This is a genomic window from Halanaeroarchaeum sp. HSR-CO, from assembly GCF_024972755.1.
In the GTDB taxonomy this organism is placed as follows: Archaea; Halobacteriota; Halobacteria; order Halobacteriales; family Halobacteriaceae; genus Halanaeroarchaeum.
The window spans coordinates 651,875-673,856 of record NZ_CP087724.1 but is presented as its reverse complement, the minus strand read 5'-3'; the positions used below and the strand labels follow the sequence as shown (position 1 = coordinate 673,856).

Annotated in this window: 18 protein-coding genes and 1 tRNA gene; 10 read left to right on the top strand and 9 right to left on the bottom strand. The window is 65.4% G+C overall.

Annotation, left to right across the window (positions count from 1 at the left end; genetic code table 11):
- Positions 1-86: 86 nt before the first annotated feature.
- Complete coding sequence (locus HSRCO_RS03540; protein ID WP_259519025.1) at positions 87-3,068, top strand: FAD-binding and (Fe-S)-binding domain-containing protein; 2,982 nt, start codon at positions 87-89, stop codon at positions 3,066-3,068.
- A gap of 6 nt (positions 3,069-3,074) precedes the next feature.
- On the opposite strand, the gene HSRCO_RS03535 is transcribed toward HSRCO_RS03540, so the two are convergent.
- Positions 3,075-5,417 carry an amino acid permease gene (locus HSRCO_RS03535; protein WP_259519769.1) on the bottom strand — a complete coding sequence of 781 codons (2,343 nt, stop codon included), beginning with the start codon at positions 5,415-5,417 and terminating at the stop codon, positions 3,075-3,077.
- 240 nt (positions 5,418-5,657) lie between these two features.
- On the opposite strand from HSRCO_RS03535, the gene HSRCO_RS03530 reads away from it, so the two are divergent.
- Together HSRCO_RS03530 and HSRCO_RS03525 are read left to right on the top strand one after the other, a co-directional pair.
- Complete coding sequence (locus HSRCO_RS03530; protein ID WP_259519024.1) at positions 5,658-5,852, top strand: cold-shock protein; 195 nt, start codon at positions 5,658-5,660, stop codon at positions 5,850-5,852.
- A gap of 99 nt (positions 5,853-5,951) precedes the next feature.
- The gene (locus tag HSRCO_RS03525) at positions 5,952-6,770 is read left to right on the top strand and encodes an SAMP-activating enzyme E1 (protein WP_259519023.1); all 819 of its coding nucleotides are present in this window, start codon (positions 5,952-5,954) and stop codon (positions 6,768-6,770) included.
- Between the two features lies 1 nt (position 6,771).
- Here HSRCO_RS03525 and HSRCO_RS03520 read toward each other — a convergent pair whose 3' ends face one another.
- From HSRCO_RS03520 to HSRCO_RS03500, 5 genes are all read right to left on the bottom strand, one after another.
- Entirely contained in the window at positions 6,772-7,788 is a 1,017-nt protein-coding gene (locus tag HSRCO_RS03520; protein WP_259519022.1) for a site-specific DNA-methyltransferase, read from the bottom strand.
- Position 7,789: 1 nt separating this feature from the next.
- A complete protein-coding gene (locus HSRCO_RS03515; RefSeq protein ID WP_259519021.1) occupies positions 7,790-8,863 on the bottom strand; it encodes a hypothetical protein in 1,074 nt (357 codons plus the stop codon).
- Between the two features lie 39 nt (positions 8,864-8,902).
- Positions 8,903-10,921: a DNA mismatch repair endonuclease MutL gene (mutL, locus tag HSRCO_RS03510; RefSeq protein ID WP_259519020.1), complete on the bottom strand. Its 2,019-nt coding sequence runs from the start codon at positions 10,919-10,921 to the stop codon at positions 8,903-8,905.
- Positions 10,918-13,548 carry a DNA mismatch repair protein MutS gene (gene mutS, locus HSRCO_RS03505; RefSeq protein WP_259519768.1) on the bottom strand — a complete coding sequence of 877 codons (2,631 nt, stop codon included), beginning with the start codon at positions 13,546-13,548 and terminating at the stop codon, positions 10,918-10,920. Before mutS ends, mutL begins: the two co-directional genes overlap by 4 nt.
- 69 nt (positions 13,549-13,617) lie before the next feature.
- The gene (locus HSRCO_RS03500; RefSeq protein ID WP_259519019.1) at positions 13,618-14,643 is read right to left on the bottom strand and encodes an AIR synthase family protein; all 1,026 of its coding nucleotides are present in this window, start codon (positions 14,641-14,643) and stop codon (positions 13,618-13,620) included.
- 187 nt (positions 14,644-14,830) lie between these two features.
- Between HSRCO_RS03500 and HSRCO_RS03495 the strand changes: the two genes are divergently transcribed.
- From HSRCO_RS03495 to HSRCO_RS03465, 7 genes are all read left to right on the top strand, one after another.
- On the top strand, positions 14,831-16,150 hold the full coding sequence (locus tag HSRCO_RS03495; protein ID WP_259519018.1) for a sodium-dependent transporter: 1,320 nt from the start codon (positions 14,831-14,833) through the stop codon (positions 16,148-16,150).
- Between the two features lie 140 nt (positions 16,151-16,290).
- Positions 16,291-16,364 (top strand) — tRNA-Phe (locus HSRCO_RS03490).
- A 254-nt stretch (positions 16,365-16,618) separates the two neighbouring features.
- Positions 16,619-16,762 carry a hypothetical protein gene (locus tag HSRCO_RS03485; protein ID WP_259519017.1) on the top strand — a complete coding sequence of 48 codons (144 nt, stop codon included), beginning with the start codon at positions 16,619-16,621 and terminating at the stop codon, positions 16,760-16,762.
- 168 nt (positions 16,763-16,930) lie between these two features.
- The gene (locus HSRCO_RS03480) at positions 16,931-17,272 is read left to right on the top strand and encodes a hypothetical protein (RefSeq protein ID WP_259519016.1); all 342 of its coding nucleotides are present in this window, start codon (positions 16,931-16,933) and stop codon (positions 17,270-17,272) included.
- 703 nt (positions 17,273-17,975) lie between these two features.
- Complete coding sequence (locus HSRCO_RS03475; protein WP_259519015.1) at positions 17,976-18,800, top strand: hypothetical protein; 825 nt, start codon at positions 17,976-17,978, stop codon at positions 18,798-18,800.
- Positions 18,797-19,318 carry an Hsp20/alpha crystallin family protein gene (locus HSRCO_RS03470; RefSeq protein WP_259519014.1) on the top strand — a complete coding sequence of 174 codons (522 nt, stop codon included), beginning with the start codon at positions 18,797-18,799 and terminating at the stop codon, positions 19,316-19,318. Before HSRCO_RS03475 ends, HSRCO_RS03470 begins: the two co-directional genes overlap by 4 nt.
- Positions 19,319-19,582: 264 nt before the next feature.
- Entirely contained in the window at positions 19,583-19,765 is a 183-nt protein-coding gene (locus HSRCO_RS03465) for a hypothetical protein (RefSeq protein ID WP_259519013.1), read from the top strand.
- Positions 19,766-19,890: 125 nt separating this feature from the next.
- Here HSRCO_RS03465 and HSRCO_RS03460 read toward each other — a convergent pair whose 3' ends face one another.
- The 3 genes from HSRCO_RS03460 to HSRCO_RS03450 form a co-directional block, all read right to left on the bottom strand.
- On the bottom strand, positions 19,891-20,952 hold the full coding sequence (locus HSRCO_RS03460) for a phytoene/squalene synthase family protein (RefSeq protein ID WP_259519012.1): 1,062 nt from the start codon (positions 20,950-20,952) through the stop codon (positions 19,891-19,893).
- Positions 20,946-21,110 carry a hypothetical protein gene (locus tag HSRCO_RS03455; RefSeq protein WP_259519011.1) on the bottom strand — a complete coding sequence of 55 codons (165 nt, stop codon included), beginning with the start codon at positions 21,108-21,110 and terminating at the stop codon, positions 20,946-20,948. The genes HSRCO_RS03460 and HSRCO_RS03455 overlap by 7 nt, the downstream gene beginning before the upstream one ends.
- A gap of 130 nt (positions 21,111-21,240) precedes the next feature.
- Positions 21,241-21,882, bottom strand: coding sequence for a heme-binding protein (locus HSRCO_RS03450; protein ID WP_259519010.1), 642 nt, complete (start codon positions 21,880-21,882; stop codon positions 21,241-21,243).
- Positions 21,883-21,982 lie beyond the last annotated feature (100 nt).

Here is a 21,982-nt window from a genome sequence, read left to right as displayed (position 1 = left end):
GTTCTACCGGTCTCGGACAGCGACGCCGCCGTGGCAGTCACGTGTCACACAAACGCACAAATACACCCGGGCCGTGACTGTGAACCATGGCCACGGGAAGGACTGGCACGACTGCCGACGGTCACGAGAGCCACGCCGCGGGTGGGAACGAGACAGAGAGCTATCCCGGACTCGCTGCTGCACTCGAGGATGGGGTCAGCGGCGCCGTCCGCTTCGACGAGTACACACAGATCCTGTACGCGACCGACGGAAGTATCTACCAGTCACGGCCGGCAGGGGTGGTCTATCCACGGGACGAAGCCGACGTCCGTGCGGTCCATCGGATCGCCGCCAGACACGACGTGCCCATCGTCCCGAGGGGTGCGGGGTCGTCGCTGGCGGGACAGACGGTCGGAAAAGGCGCGATAGTGCTCGATCTGAGCCGGCATATGGATTCGATACTGGCCGTCGATGCCGAGGAACAGCGCGTCACCGTCGAACCGGGCGTCGTCCTGGCCGACCTCAACGGGCGCCTCGAGCAGGAGGGACTGAAGTACGCACCTGATCCAGCCTCCGAGAACCGGGCCACGATCGGTGGCATCATCGGTAACAACTCCACGGGCGCCCACTCGGTCCGGTACGGGATCACTCAAGACTACGTGGAATCGGTCCGGGCGATTCTCGTGGACGGGTCGACCATCGAGGCGCGCGAAGTCGTCCTGGACAGCGACGAATGGACCCACCTCTCGACTGGCGACTCGCTCGAGGCGGCCCTCTACCGAACGGTTCGGGAGGTGGTCGAGTCGAACGAAGCGGCAATCGAAGACCGGTATCCGGACCTCAAACGCGTCGTCTCGGGGTACAACCTCGACGCGGTCGTCTACACCAACGAGGACGACGAGCGCTGTATCAACCTCGCGACCCTCTTCGTGGGGGCCGAGGGGAGTCTCGGGACGGTCGTCGCCGCGACGCTCGACCTGGTTTCGAGACCCGAGCGGACCGCCCTCGCCCTCTACGCCTTCGACGACCTGCTCGCCGCGATGCGGGCGGTCCCGGTCGCCCTGGAGTACGACGTGAGCGCGGTCGAACTGATGGACGAGACGTTGTTCGACATGGCCGCCGATTCGAACGAGTTCGATCGATACGTGGAACCGATCCCGGACGGCACCACCGCTGCCCTCATGGTCGAATTCGACGACGAACTGGTCTCGGACTTCGAGGCGGCCATCGAACGGGTCGACGATAGACTGCTCGAGCGGGGAGCGGCCTTCGATCGCATCGTGGCCCTCGAACCCGCAGAACAGGCTGCGCTCTGGAAGCTCAGGAAGGCAGCCATCCCCCTGTTGATGAGCCTCCCGGGCGATCCGAAGCCGTACCCCTTCATCGAGGACGCCACCGTCCCGCCGGCAGAGCTGGCGACGTACGTCGCCGAGTTCCAGGACGTCCTCGCAGAGCACGGGACGAGCGCGGCCTACTTCGCCCACGCTGGCGCCGGAACCCTCCACATCCGCCCGATACTGAACCTCAAGGCGGAAGCGGGCGTGGAGACGATGCGCGCCATCAGCCAGGACGTCACCGACCTGGTCCGGGAGCATCACGGGTCGTTCTCCGGCGAACACGGCGATGGGCTCGCTCGGACGGAGTTCAACCCGAAGATGTACGGCCCGGCGCTCTGGGAAGGGTTCAAGGCCATCAAGTCGGCCGCCGACCCCGACTGGCGCATGAACCCGGGGGTCGTCGTGTTCAGGGACGACGACCCGGCGGACATGCGCGAGGACCTCCGATACGGCCCGGCATACGAGTCCATCGAACCAGCGACCGTCCAGTCCTTCGAAGCTGAGGGGGGCTTCGACCACTTGGTCGAACTCTGCAACGGCTGTGGGACCTGCCGACAGACGAACCAGGACGTGATGTGTCCCACCTACCGGGCGACCGAGGAAGAGATACAGTCGACGCGGGGGCGCGCGAACCTGCTCCGGGCCGCAATCAGTGGCGAGTTGCCAGCCGACGAACTGTACACGGAGCAATTCTCGTCGGAAGTCCTCGACGTGTGTCTGGGCTGTAAGGGCTGCACGTCGGATTGCCCGACCGGCGTCGACCTGGCGAAACTGAAGGTGGAGGTGAAACACGAATACCACGAGCGAAACGGCATCACGGTTCGCGAGCGACTCTTCGGCAACATCGAGACCGTCTCCCGGATCGGATCGCTGACCGCCCCGGTCAGCAACTGGGTGACGGAGATACCGGGAGCCAGAAGCGTTCTCGAGTCGACCCTCGGTATCGCGGCGGAACGGTCCCTCCCGGAGTTCACGAGGGACACCCTGGAGCGCTGGGACGAGGGGCGGTCCGCACCGCCCACGGATGCCGATGCCGAGCGGCAGGTGTGCCTCGTTCCAGACCCGACGACGAACTACGTGGACCCGGGGCCAGGAAAGGCAGCAATCGAGGTCCTCGAGGCGGCCGGTTGTCAGGTCGAACTCGCCCCGAACGCAGGGGACACCGGCCGGGCGGCGTACTCGAACGGCCTCCTCGACCGGGCGAGCGAGCAGGCCCGCGACACCGTCGAGACGCTGACGCCGAAGGTGGCGGCGGGATGGGACGTGGTCTACGTCGAGCCTTCCGATGCGGTCATGGTGCAAGACGAGTACGCCGACCTGCTCCCCGACCACGACGACGTCTCCGCACTGCGGACGAACACTTACGGGATCATGGAGTACGTCGACGCGTTCGACCTCGACGATGCCATCGAGTGGGACGCCCCGGACATCTCGCTCACCTACCACGGCCACTGCCACCAGAAGAGCGTCGGCACCGACCACCACGCGGCCCGCGTGCTGGAGCGAGTGGGCTATGCGGTCGACGAACTCGACTCGAGTTGCTGCGGGATGGCGGGTACGTTCGGCTACGAGGCAGACCACTACGAGTTGAGCACTACCGTCGGTGACATCGTCTTCCAGCAGGTCGAGGAAAGCCAGGGCGAGCGCGTGACGACGCCGGGTGCCTCGTGTCGAACCCAGTTCGGGGATAGCGACGTCGTCGAGGAGTCGCCACCGCATCCCGTCGAGGAACTGGCGGCCGCGCTCCCCTGAGCCCACTCAGTGCTGGTTTCGGCGGCGGAACCACCGTTTCACTCGGGTACCGATGCCGAGGTTCCGCTTCGTCATGATGACGGTGCTCTGTGCGCGTTCGGCGACCGTCTCCGGCAGAGCACCGAACAGCAACTGCTGGAACAGCCCCTCCCTGGTCGCGCCGATGAGGGTCAGGTCGTACTCCGCGGTCTTCTCGACGATGGTGCCCACCACGTCGTCGCCCTCGACGACGACCCCGTCGACCGGTACCGTCTCGTCGAATTCGCCGACGGTCTCGTCGATCATCTCCCGGGCGTCGTCACGCGCTGCGCTCGTCGCGCTAGGGTCGACCACGTGAAGGACCCGGATGGAGGCGCCCGTTGCATGGGCGACCGCCTGCGCCACCTCCGCGGCGAGATCCGCGTGGGGCCCGCCCGCCGTTGGCACCAGGATCGATTCGACCGGTTGCGACCCCGATTCGATCCGTTCGACGAGGACGTCACAGCGTGCTCGCGTGACCACGGGGTCGACGTTGCTGCCGAGGACGAAGTCACGCCGTCTCGGCCTGCTTCGCCACCCCATGAGGACGACGTCGACGTCCAGGTGATCGATGGTGTTGAGGATGGCCTGTGAGACGTCGTGACCGATGCGGATGGTTCCACTCGTGGGCACGTCGGCGTCCGCACCGATTGCCATGGCACGATCGAGGACCACTCGCTCTTCGTCGACGAACTGGCGCCCCTCCGAGAGCGGCGTCTGCTGTGGGACGGTAACGACATTCATGACCTGAATCTCTCCGTCGTTCTCCCGAGCGACGTCGATGGCGGTCCGCATCAACTGCTCGACCGTGTCCGGGTTCGCGACGGGGACGAGGACCCGATAGTCCGTCTCGGCCGGGGTGCGCTCGGAGACGACGGCTGGCGAATCCCGTTCGAGTTTCTCAGTCTCCTTCTGCTTCGAGTATCCGAAGTAGACCGTGAGACCGAGACCCATCCACAGCGCCGTCGTGACGAGGGCGACCAACCCGTGGTTCCCGGACCCGACGCCGATGGCCTCCAGTCCCAGCGCCCGGATGAGAAACGGCGTGAGGAGCAACTGGAGCCCGATGCCGATGAGCGGTGGCCACGGCATGTACGGGACCGTGTAGGTGCGCGGGAGATCCGGGTGAGTCTGGCGCATCCGTATCAGCGTCCAGTTCACCTGGACGAACAGGAGGATGAACATGATGTCCGCCGAGGCGGCGACGGCCTCGATCGGGAGCAGGACGGCCATCCCGGAGATGAGCACCGCGGAGAGGAAGATGGCCCAGTGTGGCGTGCGGGTACCCTGGTGGATCCGGTCGAAGAACCCGGGTAACGAGCGGTCCCGCCCCATGGCGAAGGAGACCCGCGAGGAGGAGTAGATGGTCGCGTTCAGCGCACTCATCGTGGCGGTCAACCCGGCCACGAGCAGGAGCGGGATGCCGTAGGGCACGAACTGTCCGGCCGCACGGATGATCCCCAGTTCACCCATCTCCCCGAGCAGTTGCCAGGTGTACTCCGGCGGTGCGCCGGCGAAGGGCTGGGCCAGTTCGAGTGCTTCCGCCGTGACGTCGATGCCGCCGATGGCCGCGAACGCGACCAGGACGTAGATGGGGACGACGATCGCTAACGAGTAGAAGACGGCTTTGGGGATGTTCTCACCGGGGTCGACGACCTCCTCACCCGACTGGACGATGATCTCGTACCCCTCGAAGGCGATGTACGTGAATCCCATCGCCCCGATGATGCCGATGGCGCCCGCCGGGGCGAAACTGGGGTTCGTGAGGAACTTCTGGGGCCAGGTCGGGTTCGCGAGCGTGGCCCTGAAGCCGAAGACGACGAAGACGGCGAGGATGACGACCTTGATCACCGTGACCACGATACCGGCCTTCCCGGTCTCTTCGGCCCCCATGAAGTTGATGTAGGTGAAGGCGACGACGAGCAGGACTGCGAGCAGTTTGTCGACGACCCCCGGCGTGATGACCCCGAAGAAGGTGAATCCGTGGCTCAGGGACGTTCCGTAGATGATGAATTCGAGCAAGAAGGCGCCGAAGGTCACGGCGTACAGGGAGGCGGCGACCGCGTGCGCGAACCAGCTCATCCACCCGGCGAAGAAGCCGTTCGGGTCGACCAGCGCCTCCTTGACCCAGAGGTACCCGCCACCGGCCTCCGGAAAGGCCGCTCCGAGTTCCGCGTACGAGACGGCGGTGAATAGTGCCACGAACCCGTTCAGGGCGAACGCCAGCACGAGCGCTGGGCCGGCGATACCGGCCGCGAAACCGGTGAGCGCGAAGACCCCCGCACCGATCATCGCGCCGACACCGATGAAGGTGATGTCGAAGAGGCTCATGTCGCGGGAGAGCTCCGTCGACACGCCGCCCGACTCGTCCCCGGTCCCCGCCGACGACACCTCAGACACGCGGACGCCCCCAAGGTAGGTGAATCCCGGCCGCCGAATCTGCCATACGTCCAACGCTTTTGGCGACCGTGTTATCTCTTTGGGAGGGTCCCAGGGCCGCGACGCCCCGACCCCCGCGGTACCACGACTCAAGGAAGCCTTATCCCTCGGCCCCGTCTACGGGGTATTGTAATGGCAAAAGGTACGGTTGACTTCTTCCACGAGCGGAAGGGTTACGGCTTTATCGCTACGGACGACGCAGACGACGACGTTTTCTTCCACATGGAGGACATCGACGGCCCCGACCTCGAAGAGGGCCAGGACGTTGAATTCGACATCGACGACGCCCCCAAGGGCCCGCGCGCCACCAATCTGACGCGCCAGTAAGTTCGTTTCGTCACAGTACAGTTCTCAGACTTCCCACGCTCCCAAAGCGTTCGCTGTGGGAGCGACCACGTTTTCATACCCCCGACCCAAGGGACTGGCATGACCGACCTCGATCTGGACCAGCGCCAACTCGATCGATACGCCCGTCACATCATCATGGACGGGATGGGGCCATCCGGACAGAAGGCCCTCCTCGACGCCGAGGTACTGGTCGTGGGCGCCGGTGGACTCGGCTCCCCCGTCATCCAGTACCTCGCGGCGGCCGGCGTGGGCACGTTGCACATCGTGGACGACGACGTCGTCGAGCGGTCGAACCTCCAGCGCCAGACCATCCATCGCGACGCGGACCAGGGACGGTCGAAGGTCGAATCCGCCGCCGAGTTCGTTCGCGGCTTGAATCCGGACGTCGAGGTCGTCACCCACGACGTCGAGTTCACCCCGAAGAACGCCGAGGCGTTCGTCGCCGACAAAGACTACGTCGTCGATTGCTCCGACAACTTCCGAACCCGATACATCGTCAACGACGCGTGCACGCTCGCGGGAGTCCCGTTCTCCCACGGCGCGGTCTTCCGCTACGAGGGGCAGGTCACGACCTTCGACGGTGGCGACGATTCGCCCTGTTATCGATGTCTCTTCCCGGAAGCCCCACCCGAGGGCACCGTCCCCGACTGCGCGACCGCCGGCGTCCTGGGAGCGGTCCCCGGCACCATCGGCACCATTCAGGCGACCGAGGTGACCAAGGGGATCATGGACGTGGGCGAGCGCCTGGATGGCCGACTCCTCTTTTACGACGCCGAACGCATGGAGTTCGACGAGATCGAGATCAAGCGCAATCCCGACTGTCCGGTCTGTGGCGACGACCCGGCGATCGACTCGGTCGCCGACGTCGAGTACGTCGATAGCTGCGCCATCGAGTGACCTACCCGTCGAGCCAGCCGTGTGACACCTGCCAGCCGGCGGCCGTCGGGTCCACCGATTCGATGGTCGGCAGGTGGATGTCGCGTTCCTGTTTCGTGACGACCCTGGTGTCGTAGTTCGTCGCCTCGTAGCCCGGCGTCTCCTCGCAGTCGGCGACAAATTGACGGTGGGCGTCCAGTCGCTCGCGGCTCCGTTCGCTGGCGAGGTGGCACACGTCTGCCTGCTTCGGGTCGAAGCCCTCGACGAGGTCGGCTTCGACCTCGACGCCCACCGACTGGCGAGCACTCGCCATCGCCGCGAGCGTCGTCGTCCCCGTCCCCCAGAACGGGTCGAGGACGGTGTCCCCCTGCACCGAGTACATGTTGATCAGTCGGTACGGGATCGCGAAGGGGAACGCCCCCGTCCGATCCCGTGGGCCGATGTCGAGGGCCTGTCGCTCGCCACGGACCTCCCAGACGTCGGAGAACCAGCGATTGCGTTCCTCCCAGAAGTAACTACTCCGGCCGCGGCGGTCGCTGTCGGGACGGCGCAGCCCGCCCTTCCTGGCCAGCAGGATGTATTCGTGCTCCAGTGTGACGTAGGCGTTCGGCGGGATGGTCCCCGAGCCCATGAACTTCGCCGCGCTGTTCGCGGGTTTCCGCCAGAGGACGTCCGGCAGTGGCGAGAGGCCGACGTCCTGAAGCGAAGAGAGCACCGTGGCGTGGTTCGGATACAGCTGGAAGTCGCCGTTCACCGTCCGCGTCGCGTCGCCGACGTTGATGGCGGCGATGCCGCCGGGCGAGAGGACTCGGGCGACTTCCCGCCAGCCTGCATCGAGGACCTCGTGCATCAGGTCGTAGGCCTGGGCACCGTCTTCCGCCGCGAGAGCGTCTCGGATGGCCGGATCCAGCGCGGAGAAGGTCTCGTCCCACATCTCGATCATCGGATACGGCGGCGACGTGACGACTAGCGCCACCGACTCGTCGGCGAGCGGCAGGTCGCGGGCGTCCCCCGCGACGACGTGATGGTTCGTCTCCACGTCAGAACTGATCCATGTCGACGAGCCGATCGGCGATCCGATACGCCCCGATCGCCGCGGCCGCATCCGGCTCCGCGGGGGCAACGGCATCGACGTCCCGGCCCAGTTCCTCGCCGAGTCGGGTCGCGAACTCGTCGACGATCCCCGGGATACAGGCCATCCCACCGGTAAGAACGACCTCACGATCGAGGGCGTGCCGATAGATCTTGACGGTATCGTTGGCCAACTCCGTCAGGAACACGTTAGCCACGTGGTCGACGACCTCGTCCAGGTAGTCGTCGATAGCGTCCGGGACACTCGTTTCGATCGTGTACTCGTACGTGCCGCCGCCGGGTTGCTGGATCACGTCGTCGAACGGTTCGTACTCGTCGAAACTGGCGTGGGCTTCCTTGTACTCGCGAGCGGTCTGGAGGTCGATGTTGACCCGTCCCTGTGTCTCCTCCTCGACGTTCGCGGCGATGGCCCGATCGACGGCCGTCCCGGTGACGGCCCCCGTCGTGTAGGAGGCGAGTTGCTCACCGCGACGGAACGCAGACGCCTCCAGGTTGGTCGATCCCATGTTGATCGCGACGAACGTCTCGTTGATCGCCTCGAGGTCGTCACCGAGAGCGGGCACCGCCCCGCAGAGCGATTCCGGATAGCTTCGGAGGCCATCACGGCCGATCGGACCGTCCTCGATGGCGGCTTCGAGTCGGTCGAGACCGGCGGGGTTGTCTATCGTCGGGACCGCCAGGACCACGGCGCTGTTCTCGGGGAGCGCGTGTGACTCGGCGAACTCGCGGAGATAGGTGCTCGTCTGGTTCGTCCCCTCGTCGTCCTCCGGGAGGCCAGACCGGAGCATGTACGTTACGCGATCCGGGTATTCGGCGGCAGCTTCCTCGCCGAAGACGACTTCCGTCTCCCCCGTGAGGGCGTCTTCGTACGTCGCGAGACACGTCAAGGCCTGATGCACCGTCGGCTGCTGGCCACCGGCTTCCGCCACGACGGTTCGCGTACTGCCGACCTTCACGCCGAGCGGTTCGACCGTTGGTTCCGCCGTCCCAGTATCCACTGACTCCAAATCGTCTTCGGACATGGACGTCTCTACCAATGGATCGCCCTTAACTGTAGGCGGTCACTCCCGACGACGAACCTGATGTCCCGGATAGTCGCGTTCGAAGCGGTCCTTGAGTTCCTGCTCGGAGAATTCGATGATGACGGGACGGCCGTGTGGACAGGAGAAGGGATTCTCGCAGTCGTCCAGACGGGAGAGCAAGGCGACGACGTCCCCGTCGGACAGCGACGTATTGCCGGTGATCGACGGATAACAGGCGAGATCGGAGATAAGCGCGTCGGCCGCCGAGTCGACGAGGTCGCGCTCGTCCGCTTCGAGGAACGACGCCAGCACGTCCCTGAGCAGCGACGGATCGAGAGCATCCGATAGCACGGCCGGAACGGCCTCGACGACCGCGGTCCGGTCGTCGCGATGGGCTTCGAATCCCACCGCGCGCAGGTCGACCAGGGCCTCGTCGAAGACGCTCGCCTCGTGGGCGGTGAGTGCCACCTCGACGGGCGACACCAGCGTCTGGGAGTCCCGCCGGGTCGCCAGTCGCTTCGCGAGGCGTTCGTAGTTGATGCGCTCGTCCGCCGCGTGCTGGTCGACGAGCACCAGTCCGTCGGGGGACTCGGCCACGACGTACGTGTCGTGGACCTGGCCGAGCACGCGAAGTGGCGGGAGGGTCTCGAAGTCCGTGGTCGATTCGACGTCGGTCAGCCCCGGGTGCTCGAGCGGTCCAGCGAACTTGCGGTCCGCATCGGCATCGCTCGACGGTGGCGCTGGGGCGGTGTCGGTGTCCGTCGTCGGGCCGTCCGGGGAACGATCGGTGGCGTCACCTACCGGTTCTCCCGTGGAGTCGGCGGCCGCCGTCGGCTGCCCCGCCCCAGCGTCACTGCTCGACCGCGTGGGGCCCCCTGACGCCGTATCGGATTCTGACCCCGTGATTCCGTTCGGCGAATCGCCCTCCCTGACGACGTTCTCGGGGTCGGTCGCCCCCGCCGTCGCCTCATCCGCCAGGTCGCCATCGTGGTGACCTTCCGGTCCCACTGGCGTCTCGTCAGGGGCAGAGCGGCCACGCGGTGCGCTACTCCGAACGAGTCCGTGGTCGAGGAGAGCGTCCTCGACGGCGTCTTCGATCGTCCCGTAGACGGCCGTCTCGTCGTCGAATCTGACTTCCATCTTCCGGGGGTGGACGTTCACGTCGACCGTCTCGGGTGGAACGTCCACGAACAGCGTTGCGAAGGGGTACCGGTCGGCGGCGAGCTGTTTGCCGTACGCCGAGACGACCGCCCCACGCAGATCGCCGTCCCTGACATACCGACCGTTGACGTACGTCGAGACGTACTCTCTGGCGCTCCGGGTGGTCTCGGGGTCGCTGACGTACCCCTCCACGGTAGCGACGGTCGTCTCGTGATCGACGGGGATCATCGATTCGGCGACCTCGCGCCCGTAGACGGCGAGCATCGCTTCGCGGACGTCACCCTGGCCGGTCGTGGCGAAGACGCGGTTGCCGTCGTGGGAGAGCGACACGGCGACCGAGGGGTTCGCGAGCGCGTATCGCGTGACCACCCGGTTGACGTGCGCGAACTCGGTGGCGTCGGTCTTGAGGTACTTCTCCCGCGCGGGCGTGTTGAAGAACAGGTCCTCGACGGTGACTGTCGTTCCCGGTGGCCGGCCCGCGGGACTGACCGATTCGACCTCGCCGCCGACCATCCGGAGTTCGGTACCGATGTCTGCACCGTCCTGTGGTCTCGTCGTCACGGTCATCCGAGAGACGGCGCCGATGGTATGCAGCGCTTCGCCGCGGAATCCAAGCGTCCCGACCCCGGCAGCCAGGTCGTCGATGTCTCGGATCTTGCTCGTGGTGTGCTGCTCGACCGCAGCACGAACGTCGGCCTCGCTCATCCCGCGACCATCGTCAGCCACCTCGATGCGGTCGGTTCCGTTTCCGGTCACCGAGACGTCGATCCGGTCGGCCCCGGCGTCGAGGCTGTTCTCGACGAGTTCCTTGACGACCGAGGCTGGACGTTCGACCACCTCGCCGGCCGCGATACGTTCGATCGTCCGGTCGTCGAGTCGGGTGATGTACTCGCTCATTGGAGTCGTCTCTTGAGGTCCTGGACCCGGGAGAGCACCTCCACGGGCGTGAGTTCGTTGATCGGCAAGTCGGCGAGTTCTTCGAGAACGGCCTCGCGCTCGGGATCGAGATACTCGTCGGTCTCCTCGGCGTCGTTGTCGCTCCCGCCGTTCGCGCTGAACTCCCCGGAGCCGAGGTCGAAGACCGCTTGCACCGGTTCGCCGCCGCCGCTGCCCTTCGCCTCGATGGCGTTGTCGGCACGGAGGGACTCCAGGACGCCGGACGCACGGTCGACGACGGGGTCGGGGACGCCAGCGAGGTCGGCGACGTGGATGCCGTAACTGCGGTCGGTCGGTCCATCGCGGACGGTCCGGAGGAAGGTCACGTCGCCGCCGCGTTCGTCCGCGGCGACGTGGACGTTGGCGACGTCCTCGAGGTGGTCGGCGAGGCGGGTCAACTCGTGGTAGTGGGTCGCGAAGAGCGTCTTCGCGCGCACCTCGTTGTGGAGGTACTCCGTCGCCGCCCAGGCGATGGAGATGCCGTCGTAGGTGGCGGTGCCGCGTCCGACCTCGTCCAGGATGACCAGCGAGTCCTCGGTCGCCGAGTGGAGGATGTTCGAGAGCTCCTGCATCTCCACCATGAACGTCGAGCGACCCTGGGCCAGTTCGTCCAGCGCGCCCACGCGGGTGAAGATGCCGTCGACGATGCCGACCGTCGCCGACCGGGCCGGAACGTAGCTGCCGACCTGTGCGAGCAGGACGATCAGCGCGGTCTGGCGCAGGTACGTCGACTTGCCCGACATGTTGGGGCCGGTGACGATGAGGAACCGTCTCCCCGCCGTGAATCGGGCGTCGTTCGGGACGAATTCGGTCGTCTGCTCGACGACCGGGTGGCGACCCGCCTCGACGTCTAACTCGCCGTCGTCCGTGACCACGGGGCGCGTCCAGTCGTTCTCGACGGCGTGGGTGGCCAGGCCGGCCAGGGCGTCGAGTTCGGCGATGGCGCGTCCCGCGTCCTGGAGGACATCGGCGACGGTGGCCACCCGATCGCGGAGTTCCTCGAAGAGTTCGTACTCCAGGTCGGCCCGTTCGTCCTCGATGCGGAGGATCCGGCGCTCTCGCTCGTCGAGTTCGTCGGTCGTGAACCGCTTCGAGTTCTTCAACGTCTTTATCTCGCGGTACTCTTCGGGGGCCTGCTCCGCCTCCGACTTGCCGATCTGGATGTAGTAGCCGTCGGTCTGGTTGCGGTCCACCTGGAGGTGGGTGATGCCCAGCCGGGACTTCTCCCGCGGAGCGAGGGAATCGAGCCAGTCGGTTGCCTCCTCGAACCCGTCGATGAGGGCGTCCAGATCGTCGTCGTAGCCGCGTTTGAACAGCCCGCCCTGCCTGAGCGTCTTCGGCGGATCCTCGACGAGAGCGTCGGCCAGTTCGTCTCGGACGTCCGCGAGCGCATCTCGGTCCGGGCGGTCGACGATGGCCCCGATCGGCGAAGTGGCGAGACTGGGGGTCGATTCGACCGCCTTGGCCACCTCGGGGAGCGTCGCGAGCGTGTCTCGCACGTGGAGCAGGTCGGTCGCATCCGCACTTCCATGGGCGATCTTGCTCGCGAGACGTTCGAGGTCGTAGGTGTCCGCGAGCGTGTCTCTGATGGAATCTCGGGCTAGTGCCGCCTGGGTGAAGGCGGTCACGGCCTCCTGCCGTCGATCGATCTCGTCGAGTGAGCGGCGTGGTCGCTGGAGCCACTCGCGGAGCAGTCGACCCCCCGCGCTGGTGACGGTGTGGTCGAGGGTCGAAAAGAGCGACCCGGACGCGTCGCCGTGCATCGTCTCCGTGAGTTCGAGGTTGCGCTGGGTGGTCGCGTCCAGCTCCACGTGGTCGTCCGCGCGGTAGGGCTGGAGACGAGTGAACGAACGACTCACGCCCAGACCGGTCTCGGCGACGTAATCGAGGGCCGCGCCCGCCGCGCGGACGGCGGGGCTTCCTGGCTCGATGCCGAGGCTGTGGAGCGCTTCCTCGCCGAACTGCTGCTCAAGGCGGTGGGTGGCGGCCCCGGGGGCGAACGCGTTCGCCTCGTGGAGGGTCACGGTCGCGTCGGTCCGCGAGCGGAGTGTCGAGACGGCCTCATCGTCCCCGCGGAGCAGCGGCCCCGGAAGGACCTCGACGGGGTCGAAGCGGTAGAGTTCCGTGTAGGCGTCTCCCGCGGTGGCTACCTGAGTGACGTGGAATCGGCCGGTGGTGACGTCGATGAACGCGAGCCCCCAGGCGTCATCGTCGTCACGGACGACGGTGGCCAGGTACTGGGCGCTCGCAGCAGTGGTTTCCAGGAGCGTCCCCGGCGTGACGACCCTGGACACCTCGCGTTCGTGACCGCCGTCGACCTCGAACTGGTCGGCGACGGCCACGCGATAGCCGCGCTCGACGAGCGCCTTGAGATACGGCGTGAGTTCCGAGACCGGGACGCCGGCCATCGGATACGAGGAACCGTGACTCGACTTCGTCGATAGCTGGAGATCGAGTTCCTCGGCGACCGTCTCGGCGTCCTCGGCGAAGAACTCGTAGAAATCGCCCACCTGCATCGCGAGGAGGTCGGCCGCCGCGTCGGCCTTCAACGAGAGAAATTCGTCGACGATGCCGGTCACGGCGCCCACCCCCGAGTCGGCCGGCCCGTCGATTGGGTCATACACGCTCCGACGCCACCGGCGGATAAAATCCCTGTGCTATCGCCGTTCGGGGGCGCCGTATCGCTGGCGGGCCCGCTCGTAGGCGGGCCAGAAAGGGTCTCGGTCGGGGGCCTCGATGGCCGTGCCGTTCGCGACGACGTCGTCTCCTCCGGTGACCCTGCCGACTTCGGCAGCCCGGATTCCGACTGCGTCGAGAGCGTCGAGCACGGTGTCGACGCCGGACGGCTTGACGGCCATCAGGACGGACCCTTCGCTACTCGAGACCCACGGGTCGAGGTCGAAGTACTCGCATAGTTCCAGCACGCCGTCCCCGATGGGGAAGCGTTCGCGCTCGACCGCGAGACCGACGTCGCTCGCGCTGGCCAGTTCGACGAGTGCGTTGTCGATGCCGCCTTCGGTCGCGTCGTGCATGGCAGTTACCGGGCCGGCGGCCGCGGCGGTGAGCGCGTCCTCGACCGGTGACAGTTCGTCGAAGCGTGCGCGAGCAGCGTCGAGGGTCGAAGCTGGGAGATCGAGTGCGTCACCGAAGACGGTCGAGAGCACGCCCGTCGTCTCGACAGCGGGTCCCTTGGTGACGACGAGGCGGTCGCCTGCGGATGCGCCGGTGGGGAGGACGAGATCCTCGGGCCGACCGACGGCGAGGCCGGTCGCACCCCCGATGGTCGGAAACGCGGTCCCCGCGTAGGCGCCGGTGTGGCCAGTGGCGACGGAGATACCGAGATCACGCGCCTCCCGGTCGAAGACCGACCAGATGGTCGCGAACGTCTCCTCGTCGGTCGAGGGTGGGAGGTTGAAGTCGACACTGAGGTGGGTCGGTTGGATGCCCGAGAGGGCGACGTCGCTCACCACGATGTGGAAGGCGAACCACGCCGCCCGCTCGAGGCCCAGATCGCGAAGGACGAACAACGGGTCCGTGGCGAGGGCGAGAACGTGCCCGCCGACGTCTATCACGCCGAAATCCGCCCCATGCGTCGGGCCGAGTCTGACGTCGTCACGGTCGGCACCCAGCCGTGACCCGATGTATTCGTCGAAGAACGCACGGTCGACTTTCCCCGGTTCCATGCTCGGGACATACGGAGGGATAGACTTGAGTGGGCCGATTCAACCCCGCCAACACCGTCGCCCGTTCGGGTCACACAAACGCCCTCGATACTCGGCGGCTATCGAAATATTCTGTCACTCCCCCCGGCTGGAAATATTTGCCCGAAGGAAACTATTAATACCATGTTCATTGTGAACAAGTACGAACATGGTACGTGAAACCTGGGGAACCCGTGTCGGGTTCATCCTCGCGGCAGTCGGAAGCGCAGTGGGTCTTGGAAACATCTGGCGGTTCCCGTTCCTCACCGGCGAGTCCGGTGGCGCAGCGTTCCTGTTCGTGTATCTCGCGTTCGTCGTCTTCATCGGATTGCCGGTGCTGATAGTGGAGTTCGTGATCGGTCGGCGTTCGAACCGGAACGTCATCGGCGCGTTCAAAGAGCTGGATAACCCGAACTGGCAGTTCGCGGGTTTCGTCGGCGCACTCGCAGGGTTCATCATCCTCTCGTACTACAGCGTCGTGGGCGGCTGGGTGATCCAGTACTTCGTGTCCTCGTTCACGGGCGCGTACGCAGGCGACGCCGCCGCGTACTTCGGTCAGGCCGCCACGGGGACGAACGCCATCGTGGCCCACGCCATCTTCATGGGCCTGGTGGCAGGCATCGTCGCCTTCGGTGTCCGTGACGGGCTCGAACGGGCCGCGAAGTTGATGGTGCCGTCGATCATCGCGTTGCTCGTCATTCTGGCGGGCTACGGGGCCACACTCTCCGGTTCGAGCGAGGCGTACGCCTACTACCTCTCGCCGAACCTCGATACCATCCTCTCGAATCTCGGCTCCATCGCCCCGGCCGCAGCGGGACAGGCGTTCTTTACCCTCTCGCTGGGGATGGGTGTGATGGTCACCTACGCGTCGTACATCAGCGAGGACCGCAGTCTCCTGCAAGACGCGGGAACCATCGTCGTGGTCGACACCAGCATCGCGTTCCTCGCCGGGCTGGTCGTCTTCCCGTTCCTGTTCACCCAGGGCGTCGAACCGGGTGCTGGCGGTGCTGGTGCGGTATTCATCAGCCTGGCTGCGGCGTTCTCCTCGCTGCCGGCGGGAGGCCTCATCGGCGCCGTCTTCTTCTTCACCCTCGGCATCGCCGCGCTAACGAGCGCCTTCTCCATCCTCGAGGTCGTCGTCTCCTACGTCATCGACACCTTCGACGTCGAACGGCGTAACGCGACCCTGGTCCTGGCCGTCATCATCTTCGCGGTCGGTATCCCGACGGCCATCGACCTGACCTGGCTCGACGTCTACGACAAGTTCGCCAACAACATCCTGCTCATCCTCGGCGGCCTGCTGATGTCGCTGTTCATCGGCTGGGTCTACGCGGACCAGGGTGTCGACGAACTTACCAAGGGCGGGCCCAGCAAAGGTCTCGCGACCGGGTGGCTCTGGGTCGTCCGTGTCGTCATTCCGGTCGTCCTGGCGTACACGCTGTACCTCGGCGCGACGGAGTACTGGGCGTTCCTGATGGAGACGTTCTAGTCCCGACGCCGTAACCGTTTTCGAGTGTTTTCGCGGTGGCCTTCGTGACCAGTGCCAGAGCCATCTATCGGTTTGGCGGAGGGCGGCTCCGGCGCCCAAGTCGAAATCCTTTTTTCCATGCTCGGCTTCCGTCTGGATGCGCCGCCTTAGCTCAGACTGGGAGAGCACTCGACTGAAGATCGAGCTGTCCCCGGTTCAAATCCGGGAGGCGGCACTTCTGCTGTGAGCTAGCGAGAACGCAGCGACCGAACCGCGAGCAGCAGGAATACCCGCTGCGGAAAGGAAACGCTCAGTGCCGAAAGCCGCTTTGCGTAATGAAATTGTCCGTCCATGACTGCGATATGGGCATTTCCTCACCAGGTTTCTAGGGGGTATCGGCACTGAGGTCCTTCTCAGGGGCCAAGGTTTCCTAAGGAACGTCTGTGTGGTCACAATGGATATCTGTACGTCGACCAAAGTGATATCACAATGGCCGAAGATGAAGCGAACGAAGGGCGAACGCGGGCCGAGCAGCGGGCGATCAACCTCATCGCCCGTGAAAAAGGCAGGGAGTACGCGGAGGAACACGCCCAGTTAATTATCGCGCAAGCGAAGCTCGTCGGAGACGCCTGAACACCGAAGAGCCGCGAGCCGTTCAGACGTTCGTGATCCGACAAGCGGCGCGAACCGACCATTCACACGTCCAGGTTTGCCAGCACGTGGGCCGCTCCGAATGGTGAGAATTGGCGATCGATCGGGACCGGTTCCAGAAACGAGACGGCAGTCGATCAGCCGAAACCGTTGCTCGGGAGCGCTCTCGCGGAGTCGGTCGAGCGTCCCTGGGCGATCAATCCGTGGATCCAGTTCCTCTGGATCAGCCTCGCCGGTGTCTTCGGCGGCTTCCTGGGCTGGTTCAACATCCAGATCACGTTCCCCACCGCGGAAGGATCGGGGGTGGAGAAGGCGCCCTGGGAGTGGTTCGGCATCGTCGCCACCGTCGTAATCGCCGTCCTCCTGTTCGCCCGCTATCACCCCTGGACGAGTCTGATGCAGGGAACGCCGACGCAGTTCGCTGCCTTCGTCGTCGTCATCGCTGCAGTCGTTCTCGGCGTCGGGGGGCAGGCAATTCGAACGGCCTCCTGAGAGCCCGAATCGTCGGTCTCTCCCACGTTCATTTCTCGGTCACGTCGACCCGTGGTCGAACTGGTCGAGCCGATCGGGCGTCTCCGCGACATCGGAGCTTCCCCACCCCGCCGCCGTCGGTTCCAACAAAAGAGTTCGAATTGGTCCTCCTGTCCAGCGGACCGACGGAGATGCAGTCCGCGTTCAGGACCCGATCCACCGGAACGGCGCGAACGGGTTGTTCATCCCGTTCGGCAGTTCATCGTTCGGCCACCTTCCACGACGACCCCGTACCGACCGTCCCCAGCACCACGAGACCAGTCCACGAGCGCGTCGCAGAGAATCTGAGCACTATCGGGGTACCGCATGCACAGGCGTGAAGAACAGCGAGGAACCGTGGACTCGGAACCAGTGCTCCCGCCACAATACCGCGCCTACCAACTGTTTCTCACGGGGTCCCGACCGACGTCTCCCCCACACCAGCTATCGGAGGAACGCTAAGCGAATCATACCGAGCGGCAGGCCGGCGGCCACGAGGCGACCGCCGCTTTCCAAGGAATGGTGACCGGTTGCGGTCCGAATTGGGACTGTAAGAAATCGTTTCAAACCCATTATTCCCGGGATAGAAGTGCTCTAACCCGTGATTTTGGGCAAAACAACGGTCAGTGTTTATCACTCGTCCAGTCCTGTGAACAAGCGTCCCGTACCCCGGGACAGACGACCAATGTACGAGCAAATGCCAGGCCAGCAGCCACCGCTATCGGGATTCGAACAGTCGGGCACACAGCCGAACCCACAGCAGGTACCGCTCGGCCAACAGCCACCGACTCGAGAACAATCGCTCAGCCAGCAGACGCCCCAGTTCGCGACCCAGTCACCGCCGCAGCAACGAATGGTGTCGACACTGGAAGCGCGTCCCCAGCAGACCTCGACCGAATACCTCCCGCAACGACAATCGACGCCGACACAGCCGGCCGCTCAGCAAGCACCGATCCAGCGCCAGCAACCGTCCCGCCAGGCGTCGACGCAGTCACAGCTGCCCGACCAATGGGCGACGGCCCCCCAACAGCAGGAGCAAGCGTTTGGACCGCAGCAAGCACACCAAACCCCGGTGCAGGGCCAGCAGCCTATCCAGCAGGCGCCAGTGCAGGGCCAGCAGCCCATCCAGCAGGCGCCAGTAGTGGGATGGTCCGAACAAGGACACGCGAGTCAACAGCCATCCGCGATGAATCCGCAGTTCACACAGCGCCCGGGCGAGTTCGGTCAGTACGGGGCCGGCCAAGCGTTCGAACGGCAAGCCCAGCCACGGGCACAGGAGATGCCGACTCGCCAGGCCGTCGAAATGGCCGAGACGCCGGTCATCGCGGAGGTTCTCGCGAGGCGCCTCGGGATGACCGGTGACCAACTGGCGCAGTATCTCCCACAACTCGCCCCGTTCGTCGGCGGTCAACAGCTGTCGGCGACCGGACAGTGGAGTTCCCCGTTCCAGGCCACAAGACCGCAAATCGGCCAGCAACCCAGCACGCTCCAGCCAATCAGCCACCAATGACGTGGAATCCGAACTGGCAACAGGATCCACGGTATTCCGGCTACGAACAGACGGGAACGACGACCGCCCAATCGACATCGGCCATCGGACCGTCGATGGCGTCGACGACTCCCGGTACCGTCCAGCAACCGCGTTACGGTAGCGTGACGAGCGAATCCGCGACGGCCGAATCGGCGATGCAGTACGTCCCACCAGCAGTTCCGCTCGTGGACATCGTCGATTCCCCGGACGAACTCGTGGTGTACGTCGATACACCTGGCTTCGAGGAGAAACACCTGGAAATCCACGCCGACGGGAACACGTTACACGTGAGCGGCGACCGCCACGAAGAACCCGTCGGGGATACCAGCGACGAGCAACTGGTACTCTCCGAACGACCGCTCAGAGTGGAACGCACGATTCCGCTGCCGATGCAGATCGATCCGGAGCAGGTTGTAGCGAAACACGAAAACGGCGTCTGTAACATCATCATCCCGAAAGACGAGCAAAATCAGCGCCACGAGATCGGATTCCAGTAGCTGACCGCACCCCCCCCCCCGGTGACGAGTTCCCCATATTTTTTGCCGGTGAGTGATCGATCGCCGCTCCAGCACCGACCGTCGGATATCGGGAATCCCACGTTCCACAGCGAGCCTACGCACAATCCTTTGAGACGTCTCACGGGACCCACTCTTGGTGATGGGACGACAGTTTCGTGGGGTTTGGGGCCGAAACTGTCTTGGTAGCCAGTACCTTATCGAGCGCAACGGTCGGCCGCCCGGTGTGACCGACCGCAGTAACCCATGACTACCGATACATATCGGCTCGTCACGGAACTCGTTCGCCCCGGCGATCACTTCGACGTGCCAGCAGGCGTCCAACCGGTCGTAGAAGCGAGTCAGCGACCGGGATTCGTTCGCATCACGTATCCCAAGCAGATGCGGGCCGTCCCCTTCGAAGACGCCTCCTCAGTGACCTTCGGCTGATATCACGTTCATCGCCGTTCGTCTGGAGTGTCGCTCCCGACGCAGTGACGACAACGTACTGGCGTCTCATCAGGTGGTACGTCCACCCGCAGCGAACTGAGCAACAGTGACCGAGTCGGCGACTGTCACCAATCGCTTTCGTGCAGTGGTTCCCGACTGATCCTCGCCTGCAGGGTCGCGATATCCTCGCGGCGCATCGACGACGCCGCGTCGAGTACGGCGAACACCTCATTTCGGGTGATCTTTACTCCGGTACTCGTCAGTGCGTCCCGCGGACGTCTTTCGAGTTCCCGCAGGGTGGCGACCGCGAGCAGGTAGGGAACGGCCCACGCGGCGAGGGTGTTCCCGGACCGGAGCGGCATCGCCTCGAGGTACGCGAGGCCGTCGTCGAGATATCCCCGGGCACGGCCGACCACCCGCTCGATCACCCGACCGACCCCCTCCTCGTTCGAGGGGTCGAGTATCTCGTCGGGATCGACCCCCTCCTCGTGGAGCCATTCTGCGGGGAGATAGACGTTGTCCTCCGCGGCGGCGTCCGCGCCCACGTCCTTCGCGATGTTGACGAGCTGGAGCAATCGACCAAAGCCCTCGGCGGTCCGTTCCATCGTGTGCAGGTGATCGGGGGCGACCGCCGCCCCGCCGAGGAGGTTCGTGATGAGCGTCCCGACGGTGCCGGCGACGAAATGGGAATACCGCTCGAGTTCGGCGTACTGCTGGATGCGGATTCCAGGACGGTCGGCGTAGCGCTCGAGGAAGGTCTCCATCCCGACGACCATCTCGCGGACGGACGGGCGGATGGCCGCCTGGGTCGACGCCTCGAAGGATGCGAAGGTCGCGAAGACCGTCGGAGTTCGCGAGACGACCTCCCAGTCGTCGTTGCGTTCCGCTTCCGGGGGGAGCCACTCGTCGACCGCCTCGTCGAAGGCCCGAATCGTCGTGTCGTCGGTCGGGTCGAGGGCCGCATCGAACCGACGCAGCAGTGAGCGCTGGGTCTCGGTGGGGATGTGATTCGCGTCTTCGATGGTGTCCGCGACACGGCAGAGGAGATAGCCCACGCTGATGTAATCGTCCATCGGGGCGTCCAGTTGGTCGACCGTGAGCGCGAAGGTCCGCGAGACGCCGCGAATCGCCTCGTGACAGTACGCCAGGTCGGGATCGGCCTGTGTGATCGATTGATTGGTTACCATCGCAGTGAAGCAGAATACGGCTGGAGGGGGGTCGGATCTCGGCCCCTGTCTCTGCGGCCCACGCGCCCGAGGGTCCGGGTCTCGTCCCCGGGGGCGACGCCGTGGCTATCGCGGAGGTCGGCGACCGTCACCGCCGTGTCCGTTTCGTCGTGAATCATCGGTTCGAATCCGACCCGAGAGGTCCTGTATACACAGTATCCGAAAGTAGATAAATAATTGGTGAACTGCGGCGGGACTCGCCGCGACGACCGTCGCCCCCGTCGAGAGAGCGACGCGGAGGACGACGGCTCATCCGGTGGATCCCCGATCGATGACCTCGACGGCCACCTCGTTCCGCCGGAGGAACGGTGGCGTCCACGGATCGTTGTATCGGAGCAGGAATGGCTCCCCGCGGGTCTCCACCCCAGCATCGTCGAGGGTCGTCAGGAGTGACCGCTCCCGTCGCTCGACCCGCCAACCCGGTGCATACCAGGAGAACCGCGTCACCGCAAGCCTCCGCGGTGGCTCGCCGACGAGTCGAACCGTCGGGTCCGTCGGGGCCGGCGCCGTCTCCAGGCGGTACTCCTCCGGCAGGTAGAACGCCATCCGATACGTGTCCCCGTCCCCGTCACTCCCCGAGCGAACCGGGGCGGTCATCGAAAGGGTCTCTCCACCATTTGTCGCAACGGGCGCCGTCATCGCGATCGACGCCGTTCGTTCGTTCGCCCCCGAGATGTACCGAAAGAGCCGACGGAAGGCCGTGATCTGATCCGGAGCCGTCGTCTCCACACGGACCGTCGCCGGATATCGCCGGAGTTCCACGCCGTCGAGTGCGCGAATCCGTTCGTACTGGATCGATTCCGCCGATCGGATCGAGTAGAGACCCCAGGCGGTCCAGGCGGCGAGCACCGCACCACCGCCGAGGATGGCGGCCTTCGAGGACGTTCGCATAGGAGTTGTTGGGTTTTCGACTAGTTAAACTGAGCGACCGGCCGATCGATCCCCTCCTCCCCCCGGTGAGACGGCCGAGCACGCTGGCGACCCGGGTGCG